This window comes from Kitasatospora herbaricolor, from assembly GCF_030813695.1.
Classification (GTDB): Bacteria; Actinomycetota; Actinomycetes; order Streptomycetales; family Streptomycetaceae; genus Kitasatospora; species Kitasatospora herbaricolor.
In genome coordinates, this window is sequence record NZ_JAUSVA010000002.1 from 8219897 (window position 1) to 8232883 (window position 12987).

At 75.1% G+C, this 12987-nt stretch carries 13 protein-coding genes; 9 read left to right on the plus strand and 4 right to left on the minus strand.

Translation table 11 applies throughout. The annotated features are described in order from the left end of the window. The first annotated feature begins 342 nt into the window (after nucleotides 1–342). The 3 genes from J2S46_RS35610 (at nucleotide 343) to J2S46_RS35620 (ending at nucleotide 3468) form a co-directional block, all read left to right on the plus strand. Nucleotides 343–798, plus strand: a complete 456-nt coding sequence (locus J2S46_RS35610) for a hypothetical protein (RefSeq protein ID WP_191292178.1) — start codon at nucleotides 343–345, stop codon at nucleotides 796–798. A 423-nt stretch (nucleotides 799–1221) separates the two neighbouring features. After that, nucleotides 1222–2250 (plus strand): L-threonine 3-dehydrogenase, encoded by a 1029-nt coding sequence (gene tdh, locus J2S46_RS35615; RefSeq protein WP_191292177.1) that lies wholly within the window; start codon nucleotides 1222–1224, stop codon nucleotides 2248–2250. A 24-nt stretch (nucleotides 2251–2274) separates the two neighbouring features. Continuing rightward, the gene (locus J2S46_RS35620) at nucleotides 2275–3468 is read left to right on the plus strand and encodes a glycine C-acetyltransferase (protein WP_191292176.1); all 1194 of its coding nucleotides are present in this window, start codon (nucleotides 2275–2277) and stop codon (nucleotides 3466–3468) included. Between the two features lie 175 nt (nucleotides 3469–3643). On the opposite strand, the gene J2S46_RS35625 is transcribed toward J2S46_RS35620, so the two are convergent. After that, nucleotides 3644–4537, minus strand: coding sequence for an SDR family oxidoreductase (locus J2S46_RS35625; RefSeq protein ID WP_191292175.1), 894 nt, complete (start codon nucleotides 4535–4537; stop codon nucleotides 3644–3646). A 312-nt stretch (nucleotides 4538–4849) separates the two neighbouring features. Between J2S46_RS35625 and J2S46_RS35630 the strand changes: the two genes are divergently transcribed. The 5 genes from J2S46_RS35630 to J2S46_RS35650 all read left to right on the plus strand — a co-directional run bounded on the left by J2S46_RS35630 (nucleotide 4850) and on the right by J2S46_RS35650 (nucleotide 9651). Continuing rightward, nucleotides 4850–5626: a DUF3159 domain-containing protein gene (locus J2S46_RS35630; protein WP_229913062.1), complete on the plus strand. Its 777-nt coding sequence runs from the start codon at nucleotides 4850–4852 to the stop codon at nucleotides 5624–5626. A gap of 97 nt (nucleotides 5627–5723) precedes the next feature. Continuing rightward, on the plus strand, nucleotides 5724–6644 hold the full coding sequence (locus J2S46_RS35635) for a LysR family transcriptional regulator (protein ID WP_073923390.1): 921 nt from the start codon (nucleotides 5724–5726) through the stop codon (nucleotides 6642–6644). A 183-nt stretch (nucleotides 6645–6827) separates the two neighbouring features. Next, nucleotides 6828–8072 carry a PP2C family protein-serine/threonine phosphatase gene (locus J2S46_RS35640; protein ID WP_191292215.1) on the plus strand — a complete coding sequence of 415 codons (1245 nt, stop codon included), beginning with the start codon at nucleotides 6828–6830 and terminating at the stop codon, nucleotides 8070–8072. Nucleotides 8073–8314: 242 nt separating this feature from the next. Further along, nucleotides 8315–8470, plus strand: coding sequence for a DUF6131 family protein (locus J2S46_RS35645; protein WP_191292174.1), 156 nt, complete (start codon nucleotides 8315–8317; stop codon nucleotides 8468–8470). Between the two features lie 227 nt (nucleotides 8471–8697). Further along, a complete protein-coding gene (locus J2S46_RS35650; RefSeq protein WP_191292173.1) occupies nucleotides 8698–9651 on the plus strand; it encodes a Gfo/Idh/MocA family protein in 954 nt (317 codons plus the stop codon). Between the two features lie 72 nt (nucleotides 9652–9723). On the opposite strand, the gene J2S46_RS35655 is transcribed toward J2S46_RS35650, so the two are convergent. After that, a complete protein-coding gene (locus tag J2S46_RS35655; protein WP_229913051.1) occupies nucleotides 9724–10056 on the minus strand; it encodes a YkvA family protein in 333 nt (110 codons plus the stop codon). 399 nt (nucleotides 10057–10455) lie between these two features. On the opposite strand from J2S46_RS35655, the gene J2S46_RS35660 reads away from it, so the two are divergent. Further along, a complete protein-coding gene (locus J2S46_RS35660; protein WP_370882281.1) occupies nucleotides 10456–11001 on the plus strand; it encodes a VanZ family protein in 546 nt (181 codons plus the stop codon). Between the two features lie 85 nt (nucleotides 11002–11086). On the opposite strand, the gene J2S46_RS35665 is transcribed toward J2S46_RS35660, so the two are convergent. Together J2S46_RS35665 and J2S46_RS35670 are read right to left on the minus strand one after the other, a co-directional pair. Further along, nucleotides 11087–12241, minus strand: coding sequence for a serine hydrolase domain-containing protein (locus J2S46_RS35665; protein ID WP_191292212.1), 1155 nt, complete (start codon nucleotides 12239–12241; stop codon nucleotides 11087–11089). Between the two features lie 120 nt (nucleotides 12242–12361). Beyond that, a complete protein-coding gene (locus J2S46_RS35670) occupies nucleotides 12362–12946 on the minus strand; it encodes a helix-turn-helix domain-containing protein (RefSeq protein WP_191292172.1) in 585 nt (194 codons plus the stop codon). Nucleotides 12947–12987: the final 41 nt, after the last annotated feature.

A 12987-nucleotide genomic window follows, 5' to 3' on the forward strand; every position in this document is an offset into this window, starting at 1 on the left:
CGGGATGCCGTCCCGCCGGGGCCGGTCCGGCGGTTCCCCTACGCGCGGTGCGACGCGACCGGCCGGCCCTGCGGAACTCCTGCCCGGTACGGGCAGTCTGACGAGGTGTGGCGCCGATCGGCCCGGTTCGGTTATGGTCTGGACCACTATGTGCCGGGGGGATGATAGCGCGCCTGTGTCGCGGTTCTGTCGCACGATTCCCACACGCCTTCCGCCTGTCTTCGATGCTCCTCGCACACACCTTCCACATGTCTGCCGTGCCGTCGCCGCCCGCGCCGCCGGACCGGTCCACCGACCGACCGGAGCGGGCGACGGGGGCCCGACGAAGGGGGACGACCGACCATGCCCGCCAGCACCGCCCCGGCCGCCTCCGCCCCGCCGGCCGCTGTTCCCGCCGCCGTCCCGCCGGCCCCCGCTCCCGCCGCCTCCGCCGCGGCCGGCCGCCAGCTGGCCGCCCTGCTCGCCGCGCCCGGCCGCTACCGCACGCGCTGGCTCCGGCACGTCGCCCGGGCCACCCCCGGCCGGATCAACCAGGCGGCCGTCACCAGGGTCCTCGCCGAGTGGCTCTGGCTGGGCGGCGAGGCCTCCGAGGGTGACATCCTGCCGCGCGCCCTGCGGGACCGGGTCTCCCGGGCGCTCGGCGGCCGGGCGCTCTCCGCCGCCACGCTGCGCCTGTTCGTCGCGGCCTTCGACATGACCGGCGCCGACGAGGCCCGGCTCTGGGACCTCCTGGACGGCCGGCCCGACCCCGGTGCCGATCCCGCCGCCCTTGCCGCCTCCACCCCGGCAGCTCGCTAAGGCTTCCGGCCGCCACCGGCCGCCCCCGGCGACCGGCCCGCGCCCGGCGACCGGCCCGCGCCCGGCGCACCGTCCCCGGACCCACCGTCCCCGGACCCACCGTCCCCGGACCCACCGTCCCCGGACCCACCGGGCCCGGCCCCTCCCGCCGCGCCGCAGCCGCCCCCGCGCACCGCGCCGCATCCTCCGTACGGGTGGCGCGCGGCACGCCGCCGGGTCGGCCGGGCGTCGCTCGGGCACCATCGTGAAGCCCAGCTGTGGCGGCCCTTAAGAATTCCTCGATGGACCGGACCGGCCCCCACCAGGCAGATTGCACATTGCCCGGTGCGGTGCCCAGCAGCAGTATGCGCAGCCGCCGCCCCGCCGGGCCCCGCCGGCCTGCCCACACCAGGCCGCCCCCATCGTGCGTCAGGAGCCGCCGCAGTGAAGGCACTCGTCAAGCAGAAGGCCGAGCCGGGACTCTGGCTGATGGACGTCCCGAAGCCCGCCATCGGCCCCGGCGAGGTGCTGATCAAGGTGCTCCGCACCGGTATCTGCGGCACCGACCTGCACATCCGCAACTGGGACGGCTGGGCGCAGCAGACCATCCGTACGCCGCTGACGCTCGGTCACGAGTTCGTCGGCGAGGTCGCCGAGACCGGCGCCGCCGTCACCGACGTCAGCGTCGGCGACCTGGTCAGCGGCGAGGGTCACCTGGTCTGCGGCAAGTGCCGCAACTGTCTGGCCGGCCGCCGCCACCTGTGCCGCAACACGATCGGCCTGGGCGTCGGCCGCGACGGCGCCTTCGCCGAGTACGTGGCGCTGCCCGCCTCCAACGTCTGGGTCCACCGGGTGCCGGTCGACCTGGACGTGGCCGCGATCTTCGACCCGTTCGGCAACGCCGTGCACACCGCGCTGTCCTTCCCGCTGGTCGGCGAGGACGTGCTGATCACCGGCGCCGGCCCGATCGGCATCATGGCCGCCGCCGTCGCCAAGCACGCCGGCGCCCGCAACGTGATGATCACCGACGTCAGCCCGTACCGCCTGGACCTGGCCCGCAAGGTGGGCGTGACGCTGGCGCTGAACGTCGCCGAGCACACCATCGAGGAGGGCCAGCAGCAGCTGGGCCTGCGCGAGGGCTTCGACGTGGGCCTGGAGATGTCCGGCCGCCCCGAGGCGATGCAGCAGATGATCGCCAACCTGACGCACGGCGGCAAGATCGCCATGCTGGGCCTGCCGGCCGAGGACTTCCCGGTCGACTGGGCGCGGATCGTCACCTCGATGATCACCGTCAAGGGCATCTACGGCCGCGAGATGTTCGAGACCTGGTACGCGATGTCGGTGCTGCTGGAGGGCGGGCTGGACCTCAGCCCCGTGATCACCGGCCGCTACCCGGCCGGCGACTTCGAGGCCGCCTTCGACGACGCCGCCAGCGGACGCTGCGGCAAGATCATCCTCGACTGGACCGTCTGACCCTCTCACAAGGAGCCCGTAGCCGTGTTCGACTCCGTGCGCGACGACATCGCCACCACCCTCGACGAGATCCGCGAGGCCGGCCTCTTCAAGCCGGAGCGGGTGATCGGCACCCCGCAGAGCGCGGCCGTCACCGTCACCGGCGGCGGCCGTCCCGGTGAGGTGCTGAACTTCTGCGCCAACAACTACCTGGGCCTCGCCGACCACCCCGAGATCCTCGCCGCCGCCAAGGACGCGCTGGACCGCTGGGGCTACGGCATGGCCTCGGTCCGCTTCATCTGCGGCACCCAGGACGTCCACAAGCAGCTGGAGGACCGGCTCTCCACCTTCCTCGGCCAGGAGGACACCATCCTGTACTCCTCCTGCTTCGACGCCAACGGCGGCGTCTTCGAGACCCTGCTGGACGACCGCGACGCGGTCATCTCCGACGCGCTCAACCACGCGAGCATCATCGACGGCATCCGGCTCAGCAAGGCCCGCCGCCACCGCTACGCCAACCGCGACCTGGCCGACCTGGAGAAGCAGCTCCAGGACACCCAGGACGCCCGCCGCCGCCTGATCGTCACCGACGGCGTCTTCTCGATGGACGGCTACGTCGCCCCGCTGCGCGAGATCTGCGACCTGGCCGACCGCTACGACGCCATGGTCATGGTCGACGACTCGCACGCCGTCGGCTTCGTCGGCCCCGGCGGCCGCGGCACGCCCGAGCTGCACGGCGTGATGGACCGCGTCGACATCATCACCGGCACCCTCGGCAAGGCCCTCGGCGGTGCCTCCGGCGGATACGTCGCGGCCCGCCGGGAGATCGTCGCCCTGCTGCGCCAGCGCTCGCGCCCCTACCTGTTCTCCAACTCGCTCGCCCCGGTGATCGCCGCCGCCTCGCTGAAGGTGCTGGACCTGGTCGAGGAGTCGAACGAGCTGCGCGAGCGGCTGGCCGCCAACACCGCGCTGTTCCGTTCGAGGATGACCGAGGCCGGTTTCGAGATCCTGCCCGGCGACCACCCGATCGCCCCGGTCATGATCGGCGACGCCGCGAAGGCCGGCCGCCTCGCCGAGCTGCTGCTGGAGCGCGGGGTGTACGTGATCGGGTTCTCCTTCCCGGTCGTCCCGCACGGCGCCGCCCGGATCCGCGTCCAGCTCTCCGCCGCGCACTCCACCGAGGACGTCGAGCGGGCCGTCGCGGCCTTCGTCGACGCCCGCGCGGCCCTGGGGGAGTAGGCCCCCGGCCCGGCGGGACCGCCCACGTCCCGCCCCCTGAACCGCCTCGTGGCCCGGCGGCCCGGAACCCGCCGGGCCACGAGGCACTCCACCCCACCCGGAGCGTCCGCACGCCCGGGTTCGCCCGGCCCGTTGCCCGGCCCGGCCCGTTCCCCGGGCCGGGCCGGCGCGCGTGTCAGGCCGGGTGCTCCACGGCGGCGGCCCGCGCCCCGGGCACCGGGGCGCCCGCGACCGAGCCCTCGGGCGGGGCGCCGGCCGTGACGAAGGCCCGGGCGGCGGCCAGCTCCTCGGCGGCCCCCGCCGTGAGCACGCCCAGGTACCCGAAGGCGTCCTCGCCGACCGGCAGCCGCAGGGGCGCGGAGCCGTCCGAGACGACCCGCCGCACCAGGGCCGCGAACTCCTCCGGCCGTCCGAGCTCGGCGTTGCCCGCCATCCCGCGCAGCCCGTCCAGCATCGGGCCGGTCACCGTTCCGTAGGCCGGGACGGCGGCGGCCGCCGGGACGACGGAGGTGCCGTACCGGGTGTCGTAGCCGCCGGGCTCCAGCACCGTGACCCGGACGCCGAAGGCCGCCGCCTCGGCGGCGAGCGCCTGGCTCATCGCCTCCAGGGCGTACTTGCCGGCGCTGTAGGCCCCCAGCCCGGGGAAGACCGTCCGGCCGGCGAGCGAGGAGACGTTGACGACGTGCCCGCCGCCCTGGGCCCGCATCAGCGGCAGCACCTCCCGGGTAAGCCGCCAGGGGCCCACCACCAGCACCTCCAGCTGGTCCCGCAGCTCGTCGTCGGAGATCTCCTCGACCGCGCCGAACACCCCGCAGCCGGCGTTGTTCACCAGGACGTCCACCCCGCCCAGGCGCTCCACGGCGAACTCCACCACGGCCCGGCACCGCGCGGCGTCCCGGACGTCCAGCACGGCCTCGACGACCCGGCCGGGAAAGGCCTTCGCCAGCGGGTCCAGCGCACCCGGCCGCCGGGTGGTCGCCACCACCGTGTCACCGGCCCGCGCCACCGCCTCGGCGAGTGCCAGTCCCAGCCCGGACGAACAGCCCGTCACCAGCCAACGTCTCGTCATGTCGATGCCCTTCGCCGAGAAGTAAGGGCCCCACGATAGGGAGGCGGTGACCTGCCCGGCGCGGGAGCGGACGGCGGCGCGCGGGGTGCGACCGGCGCGCGAGGGGCGCACGGCCGGGTCCGTCCGCAGGTCGGAGTGGGTGGCGGGGGCGGTACGCCGTGCTCCGGTTCGTGTGCCGAGCGCCGGCCGGCGGGCGAGATGCGATCGGGCGGCGCGCCGCGCACGATGGGGGAGGGACCTCTCGACCCCCGGCGCCCCTCCGGCCGAGGCGGTGCCCCCACCCGCACGGTGCCACCGCCGCGGAGGTGTGCGATGACGAGCCCGTACTCCGACGACCCGCTCCCGGGCGCCCCGCCCGGTGCCCTTCCCCCGCACAGTGTGAACGGTGCCCGGCCCCGGCCGGCCGGCACCGCCCTCGGCGGCGCCCCCACCGGCGGTGCGCCCGGCAGCGGCGGCGACCGCGCCACCGGCGGGGCCGGGCAGCCGGACCACGGCCCGGACGGGCCCTCCCGCGGACCGGCCGGCGGCAACGTGCTCTGGGCCTTCGCGCCCTGGATCGTCTTCGCCGCGGTGGCCGGCCCGAGCACCTGGGGGCTCGCCGCCGTCGCGGGCCTGGTCACCTCCCTGCTGCTGAACGGACCGGACGTGCTCCGGGGCCGTCCGAAGATCCTGGAGATCGTCGGCATCCTGTTCTTCGCGGTCGTCTGCGTGCTGGCGCTGGTGCTGGACCGGGACGACCTGCTCTGGCTGGAGACCTACGCCCAGGTGATCGCCAACGGGGTGGTGGCGGTGGCGGCGCTCGGGTCCCTGGCCTTCGTCCCGTTCACCGAGCAGTACGCCCGCGAGTCCACCCCGCCGGCGCTCTGGCGCACCGCGGCGTTCAAGCGCACCAACCGGGTGCTCACCGCCATGTGGGGCTCGATCTTCGCGGTGATCGCGCTGCTCGGGCTGCTCGCCCTGCACGTCTCCTCGGGGACGGACTGGCTCAACTGGGTCCTCCCGGTCGCGCTGCTGGTGGTCGGGGTCAAGGTCACCCGCTGGTACCCCGAGCAGGTCCGGGCCCGCGCCGTCCGGCAGCGGCTGCACTGACCCGGGCGTCCGGGCGGTCCGTCGCCGTGCACCTCGCGGCCGCCCGGCCCGGGCCCGGCGGTACGGGGGCCGGCCGCGGCGCTGGCAGAATTGCGGTGTGATCGACGCCCGACGGCTGCGGACCCTGCGGGCCGTGGCCGACCACCGCACCGTGACGGCAGCCGCCGCCGCCCTCTACCTGACCCCGTCCGCGGTCTCCCAGCAGCTGGCCGCGCTCGAACAGGAGACCGGCCACCACCTGCTGGCCAGGGACGGACGGGGCGTGCGGCTCACCGCCGCGGGGGAGATCCTGCTCCGGCACGCCGACGCCGTGCTCGCCCAGCTGGAGCGCGCCGAGGCCGACCTCGCGGCCTACAGCGGCGGGGTCGAGGGCGAGATCACCGTCGCCTCCTTCGCCACCGGGATCGCGCTCGTCCTGGTGCCCGCCATCCGCGCCCTCGCCACCGAGGCCCCCGGCCTGCGGCTGAAGGTGCTGGACACCGAGGGCGACGCCAGCCTGCCGATGCTGCTGGACGGCCGCGCCGACCTCGCGGTCGCGGTCGAGTACCGCGGCGCGCTCCGGGCGGACGACGCCCGGCTGACCCGCGTCCCGCTCTACGCCGAGCCCTTCGAGGCCGTCCTGCCGCTCACCCACCCGCTCGCCGCGCCCGACCGCGCCGGCGAGGTGGTCGACCTCGCGGACCTCGCGGCGGAGCCCTGGATCGGCCCCTACCCCGGCAACCCCTGCCACGACGTGGTGCTGCTCGCCTGCGAGCACGCCGGGTTCCAGCCCCGGCTGGTGCACTCCTCGGACGACTTCAACGCCGTGGTCGCGCTCGCCTCGGCCGGCGCCGGCGTCGCGCTGGTGCCCCGCTCCGCCCTGCGCGGTGCCGACCTCGCCCGGGTGGCCGTCCGCCCGGTGGACAGCGCCCTGGCCACCCGCAGGGTCTTCGCCGCCGTCCGCAGCGGGGCCGAGAGCCACCCGCTGCTCCGGCCGGTGCTGCGGGCGCTCGCCACGGCGGCGGCCGAGGCCGGCTGAGCCCCGGCCCGTGCAGCCGTACCGGACGCACCGGCCGACGGCGTCCTACGGGGCGCGCGCCGCGCGGTGCTCCGACCGTCCGGGCCCTTCGGGGAGGAGACTGGGGGTGCCGCGCCTGCCGTCGGGCCGGCGGCCCAGGCGAGGAGCGCAGCTGTGACGGACCGCGAGAGGGACAGCCGGCACATGCTGGTCGGGCTGCTCGACGCCAGCCACCTGATGCCGCTGGAGCAGGTGCCGGACCGGGTCGCGGAGTACGCGGCGCCCGCGGGGCTGCGAAACACCGCGATCTACCTCTGCGATCTGCGGGAGAGCGTGCTGCGGCTGCTGACCGGCAACGGCCCGGACGCCCACCGGGGCCGGGCCCCGGGCAGCGGGTCGGCGGCCGACGAGGCCGAGCTGAGGGTCGAGGGCACGCTGCCCGGCCGGGCCTTCCAGGAGGGACGCACGGTCGCCGCCGGACGAACGGACGGGGACGGGCACCGCTGGTGGGTGCCGGTGCTGGACGGCACCGAGCGCCTGGGAGTCCTGCGGGTGGACACCGCGCACGACGACCCGCGGGCCCAGCACGACCTGCTGGGCCTCGCCGCCCTGATCGGGCTGCTGATCGTCAGCAAGCGCGGCACCAGCGACGCCTACGCCCGGCTGCGGCGCACCGAGCGGATGAACGTGGCCGCCGAGATGCAGTGGAACCTCATGCCGCCGCGCATCTACGCCGACGAGCGGGTGGTGATCGGCGGCGTCATGGAGCCCGCCTACGAGGTCGGGGGCGACGCGTTCGACTTCGCGACCGCCGGTGACACCGTGCACCTGTCGGTGTTCGACGCGATGGGCCACGACACCGCCGCCGCCCTGACGGCCAACCTCGCGGTGGCGGCCTGCCGCAACCACCGCCGCAAGGGCCGGGGCCTGGCCGAGACCGGTGAGGCCATCGAGCAGGCGGTGCTGGAGCAGTTCGGCCGGAGCCGGTTCGTCACCGGCATCCTGGGCGAACTGGATCTGCGGACGGGCGTGCTGTCCTGGGTCAACCGCGGTCATCACCCGCCGGTCGTGATCCGCGCCGGGCGGTGGGAGACCCAACTGCACTGCCCGCCGGCCCACCCCATGGGTACCGCCCTGGGGCTGCGGAGCCAGGTGTGCCACGAGCAGCTGGAGCCGGGTGACCGCCTGGTCCTGTACACCGACGGCATCACCGAGGCCCATCGCCCCGGCGGCCCGGAGTTCGGCCTGGAACGTTTCATCGACGTCCTGATCCGCCACCACGCCGACCACCGCCCCGTGCCCGAGACACTGCGCCGTCTGGTCCGGAGCATCCTGGACCTCCACCAGGGCCGTCTCGGCGACGACGCCACCGTGCTGCTCCTGCAGTGGCACGGCTCCAGCCCGTTCCCCTCGTCGGAGGTCAGGGCGCTCGCGGGCGTGCCGTCCTGACGGCGTTGTTCGCAGGCCGCCGGCGGTTTGATCCGGACAATTCGGGCAAACGCCTGGCGTGGGCTCCCGTCGAACCCGAGAAGGCAGTCGATCCGGGACTGTCGCGCCCCGGGAGCCCGCGCCGGTCGGCCGGAAACGTCCGGACCAGGACGACCCTGGCCGTCACGGCCCGAACCGGCCGGCCTGGAACGGCACGGCCCGGAACAGCACAGTCCTACCGGGGGCATCGTAGGGAGACGTCAATGATCGTGCTCGGAGTGATCCTCCTCGTCATCGGCCTCATCGCCGGGATCGGAATCCTGTGGACCATCGGGATCATCCTGGTGGCCATCGGTCTGGTCCTGTGGGTGATGGGAGCGCTGGGCCACGCCGTCGGCGGCCGGAAGCACTACTACTGAGGCCGGCCCGCGACGGATCGGGACCACGGATCAGGACCGCCCGGCAGTCACGGCCGGGAGGCCCGGCCGGGGCAGTGCCGCCACTGCCCCGGCCGGGCCCGCCCGGTACCCGGGCCCCCGATCCGGGCGTTCCGACTGCTCACGGGGCGTTCTGGCATATGCTGCCGGAGGCTCGGCGCCCGTGACGGAGCGGGCGGCCACCATCACCCTCGCAGGAGCAGCCCCCGATGACCGACACCGAATTCGACGACCTCGACCTCCCGGTGACCGACGATCAGAAGCTCCCCGTGGCCGTGATCGGCCTCGGGGACATCGCGCAGAAGGCCTATCTCCCGGTCCTCACCGCGCAGCCCGGCCTGGACCTGCGGCTGATGACCCGTGATCGTGCCAAGCTCGACCGGATCGGCGACACCTACCGGATCGACCACCGGTACACCGATCTCGACGCCCTGATCGGCAGCGGTGTGCGAGCCGCCTTCGTGCACGCCGTCACCGAGCAGCACGTTCCGATCACCGAGAAGCTGTTGAAGGCCGGCGTCGACGTGTACGTCGACAAGCCGCTCGACCACCACCTGGCCGGCGCCCGCCGGCTGGTGGACCTGGCCGAGCAGACCGGCCGGTCGCTGATGGTCGGCTTCAACCGCCGCCACGCCCCCGGTTACGTGCAGGCCAAGGAGCGTCCGCGCGACCTGATCGTCCTGCAGAAGAACCGCGAGGGCCTGCCCGAGGCCGCCCGCACCGCGGTCTTCGACGACTTCATCCACGTCGTCGACACCCTGCGCTTCCTCGTCCCCGGCGAGATCGAGCACGTGGACGTCCGCTCCCGCAGCCGGGCCGGACTGATGGAGCACCTGGTGCTGACGCTGGCGGGCAACGGCTTCACCGCGCTCGGCATCATGAACCGGGTCAGCGGCTCCACCGAGGAGGTGCTGCAGGTCTCCGGCGGCGACTCCAAGCGCGAGGTGGTCAACCTCGCCGAGGTGATCGACCACCGCGGCCAGCCGACCGTCCGCCGCCGGGGCGACTGGGTCTCCGTCGCCCGCCAGCGCGGAATCGAGCAGGTCGTGCTCACCTTCCTGGAGGCCGTCCGGACCGGCAAGACGATCTCCGGCCGGGACGCGCTGCGCACCCACGAGCTGTGCGAGCGGATCGTCCTCGACATCGAGGCCCAGGCCCGCTGACACCCGGGGCCCGGGGCCGGACCGCCGCACCGGCGGTCCGGCCCCGGCCTCACCCCGTCTGCCCCGTCTGCCTCACCCCAGCGGGCCGCCAACCGCGTCCGGGCCGCCCTCCGGACGGACCCGCCCGGTCACGCCCGCGCGCTCCGCGGCCTTGTGCAGCGACCGCAGGGCCACCAGCAGGAAGCCGATGTCGTCCAGCAGCACCGGATCGGGCAGCAGGTCGACCGGGCTGACCAGGTACACGAGGGACGCCCAGAACAGCACCTTGCTCGACATCGGGATCCCCGACGCCCCGAGCAGCCGCCGGGCCCGCACCAGCTTGACCAGCAGCGTGACCGCCACCGCGAGGGTGGCCGCGATGACCACCCCGGCGGCCACCAGCCAGAACACGTCCCAACCGTCCACGTGGGCCTCCTCTCGTCCGCTCCCGTACCGCGTTCCCCCCGACCGGCCAGTATGCGTCACGGCGGGCCCTGAGCGCGTCGGCCGCGTCGGTCGCCCGCTCCGCGTGTGCCCCGGATCGCGCCCGGTGCACCTCGTCCCCGGCGGAATTCCGGCCGTCCGGCCGGACCCGCCCCGAGCACCGGGCGTCCGCCCGCCGGGGGCAGGGGAAGGGACGGGGCCGGGGACAAGGCCAGGGGAGTGGCGCGGCCGAGCCCGGGTAGACGGCCAGCCCTGGAGAGCGGTGACCGGAGGGGTGTCATGATCAAGCAGATGGCCGGGGCGGAATCGGGCAGAGCACGGACGGACGCGGGCCGGCCGGGCCCGGCCGGGTGGGCGAGGTGGCGCCGGCGCCGTCCTGCCGTGGCCGGGCCGCCGGCAAAGGCGCCGGGGCGTTCCTGGCGGGCGGCCCTGCTCAGGGCGCTCGCGCTGCTGACGGCGTTCGTGGGCATGGTCGCCTTCGCCGTGGTGCTGGCCCGCCTCACCCTGGTCTCCGTCCCCGGCGCGGTCGGCCAGGTGCACAGCAACGTCCGCCCCGGCGACTCGCTGCGCCACTACCTGCTGCACGCCACCACCGTGGACGCGGCCCGGCAGGTCGGCGGCAACATCCTGCTCGGCCTGCCGTTCGGCGTACTGCTGCCGGTGCTGGTGCCCAAGGCGCGCGGCCTGTTCGGGGTGCTGGTCCGGACGGCCGGGGTGATGCTGCTGGTCGAGCTCGTCCAGGGCGCGCTGATCACCGGCCGGGCCTTCGACATCGACGACGTCATCCTGAACACCACGGGCGCGCTGCTCGGCTACCTGCTGCTCGGCCGGCGGGCCGGCCGGGCGGTGCACCGCCGACCGGTGCCGGTGCCCGTGCCGGCACCGCCGGCCGGCCCCTCGGCGGGCACGGTGACGGACCCGGCCTGAGGCCGGTACGGGCGACGGCGCCGCGACCGGGCCCGGGCCTCCGGGCCCGTCCGGTCCGCGAGGCGCTACCCGGCCCCGCCGGCCGCTACGCGCTGCCGGCGGCCCGCAGCACCGCCGCCGCCAGCCGGAGGTTCTCCACGGCCGAGCCGCCGGGGAAGGCGAAGCGCCGCCGGGTGTAGCCGTAGGCGACGCCGCTGCGCGGGTCGGCGAACGCCTCGGAGCCGGCCGCGCCGCAGTGCCCGAAGGCGTCCGGCCCGAGAAAGGGGAAGCGTGAGCTCTCCGCCTCGAACCCGAGCCCGAAGTGGTCGGCCTCGCCGGTCACCAGGTCGGTGCCCGGGGTGCGGACCCGGCCGAACTCGGCGACGGTGTCGGGCTTCAGCAGCGGCGGCCGGCCGTCCACGCCGCTGATCGCCGCCGCGTACATCCGGGCCAGGCCACGCGCGTTGCCGATGCCGCCGCCGGAGGCCGGGCCCAGGGCCCGGACCGTCCGGGCGTTGGCGTACTCGACCAGGTCGGTCGGCGGGGTGGCGTGCAGGTTGAAGGCGATCCCCGTCAGGCTGTCCGGCGCGGGGACCGGACCCTCGAAGGCGGCCAGCTCCTGCTCGCTCGGCCGCATCGGGCGGATCGCGACGAACCGCGGCTCCAGTGCCTCGGGCAGTCCGAGGTGCAGGTCCAGCCCGTAGGGCGCCCTGATCCGCTCCTCGAACAGCTGCTGGACGCTCCGCCCGGTGACCCGGAGCACGACCTCCCCGGTCAGCGCGCCGATCACCAGCGCGTGGTAGCCGTAGCCCTCGCCGGGCGTCCACCAGGGCCGCTGGGCCGCCAGCCGCCGGGCCAGCACCCGGTCGTCGGCCAGCTCCGCCAGGGTGAATCCGCCGGGCACCCCGACCACTCCGGAGCGGTGCTCCAGCAGTTGGCGCAGCGTCAGCCTGCCCTTCCCCCCGGCGGCGAACTCCGGCCAGTGGACGGCGACCTCCCGGTCGAGGGCGAGGACGCCCTCCTGCACCAGCAGGGCGACCACCAGGTAGGCCGCGCCCTTGGTGGAGGAGTAGACGCCGGTCAGGGAGTCGCCCGTCAGGCCCTCGCCCGCCCACAGGTCCACCACCTGCCGACCGTGCAGGTATGCCGCGAGCTGGGCCCCCGGCTCGTTCGGGTCGTCGGCCAGGGCGGCGGCGAACTCCTCGCGCACCGCTTCGAATCCCGGCGCGACCGTCCCCCGGATGCCGATCCCGCCCGCCATCGCGTCCCCCTTCGTGATCACTGTTCCGCAGGCGCCAACCACCGGCCGGTCCCGGGCGATTCCCGCGGACCCGCCTCCGGTTCCCCGTGACCCGGGCGGCACCGCCGGGCCGCCGCACCGTCAGGACCGCGGCTTGGCCCGGACGTGCATCCGCTCGCCCTGCCGCCCGAACAGGCTCAGCACCTCGACCGGCCGGCCCTCGGCGCCGCTGAACCAGTGCGGTACCCGGGTGTCGAACTCCGCCACCTCACCCGGGCCGAGGACGATGTCGTGCTCGCCGAGGACGAGCCTCAGCCGCCCCTCCAGCACGTACAGCCACTCGTACCCCTCGTGGCTGCGGAGGTTCGGCTCGGTCCCCCGGTCGGCGATGACCATCTTGTACGCCTGCAACGGCCCCGGGCCACGGGAGAGCGGGACGAAGGTCCCGCCGTGCGCCAGCGGACGGGGCGTCAGCCGCACCCGGGGATCCCCCACCTCGGGGGCGCCGACCAGGTCGTCCAGCGGCACGTCGTAGGCACCGGCGAGCGGCAGCAGAAGCTCCAGACTGGGCCGCCGCTGCCCGGACTCCAGCCGGGACAGGGTGCTCTTGGAGATGCCGGTGGTCTCGGCGAGCGCGGCCAGGGTGAGCCCGCGTTTCGCCCGCAGCCGCCTCAGCCGCGGGCCCACCTCGTCGAGGACCGCCTGGTACGTCGGTGCTTCTTCCATGCGGCCATTCCAACCCGCTGTCCCGGTATTGGCAACAATAA

What these genes read in the sequence shown, in the direction of transcription:
- J2S46_RS35610 (WP_191292178.1), top strand. Translation starts at nt 343, where the DNA reads ATGCCCGCCAGCACCGCCCCGGCCGCCTCCGCCCCGCCGGCCGCTGTT.
- J2S46_RS35625 (WP_191292175.1), bottom strand. Translation starts at nt 4,537, where the DNA reads ATGACGAGACGTTGGCTGGTGACGGGCTGTTCGTCCGGGCTGGGACTG.
- J2S46_RS35630 (WP_229913062.1), top strand. Translation starts at nt 4,850, where the DNA reads ATGACGAGCCCGTACTCCGACGACCCGCTCCCGGGCGCCCCGCCCGGT.
- J2S46_RS35640 (WP_191292215.1), top strand. Translation starts at nt 6,828, where the DNA reads ATGCTGGTCGGGCTGCTCGACGCCAGCCACCTGATGCCGCTGGAGCAG.
- J2S46_RS35645 (WP_191292174.1), top strand. Translation starts at nt 8,315, where the DNA reads ATGATCGTGCTCGGAGTGATCCTCCTCGTCATCGGCCTCATCGCCGGG.
- J2S46_RS35650 (WP_191292173.1), top strand. Translation starts at nt 8,698, where the DNA reads ATGACCGACACCGAATTCGACGACCTCGACCTCCCGGTGACCGACGAT.
- J2S46_RS35665 (WP_191292212.1), bottom strand. Translation starts at nt 12,241, where the DNA reads ATGGCGGGCGGGATCGGCATCCGGGGGACGGTCGCGCCGGGATTCGAA.
- J2S46_RS35670 (WP_191292172.1), bottom strand. Translation starts at nt 12,946, where the DNA reads ATGGAAGAAGCACCGACGTACCAGGCGGTCCTCGACGAGGTGGGCCCG.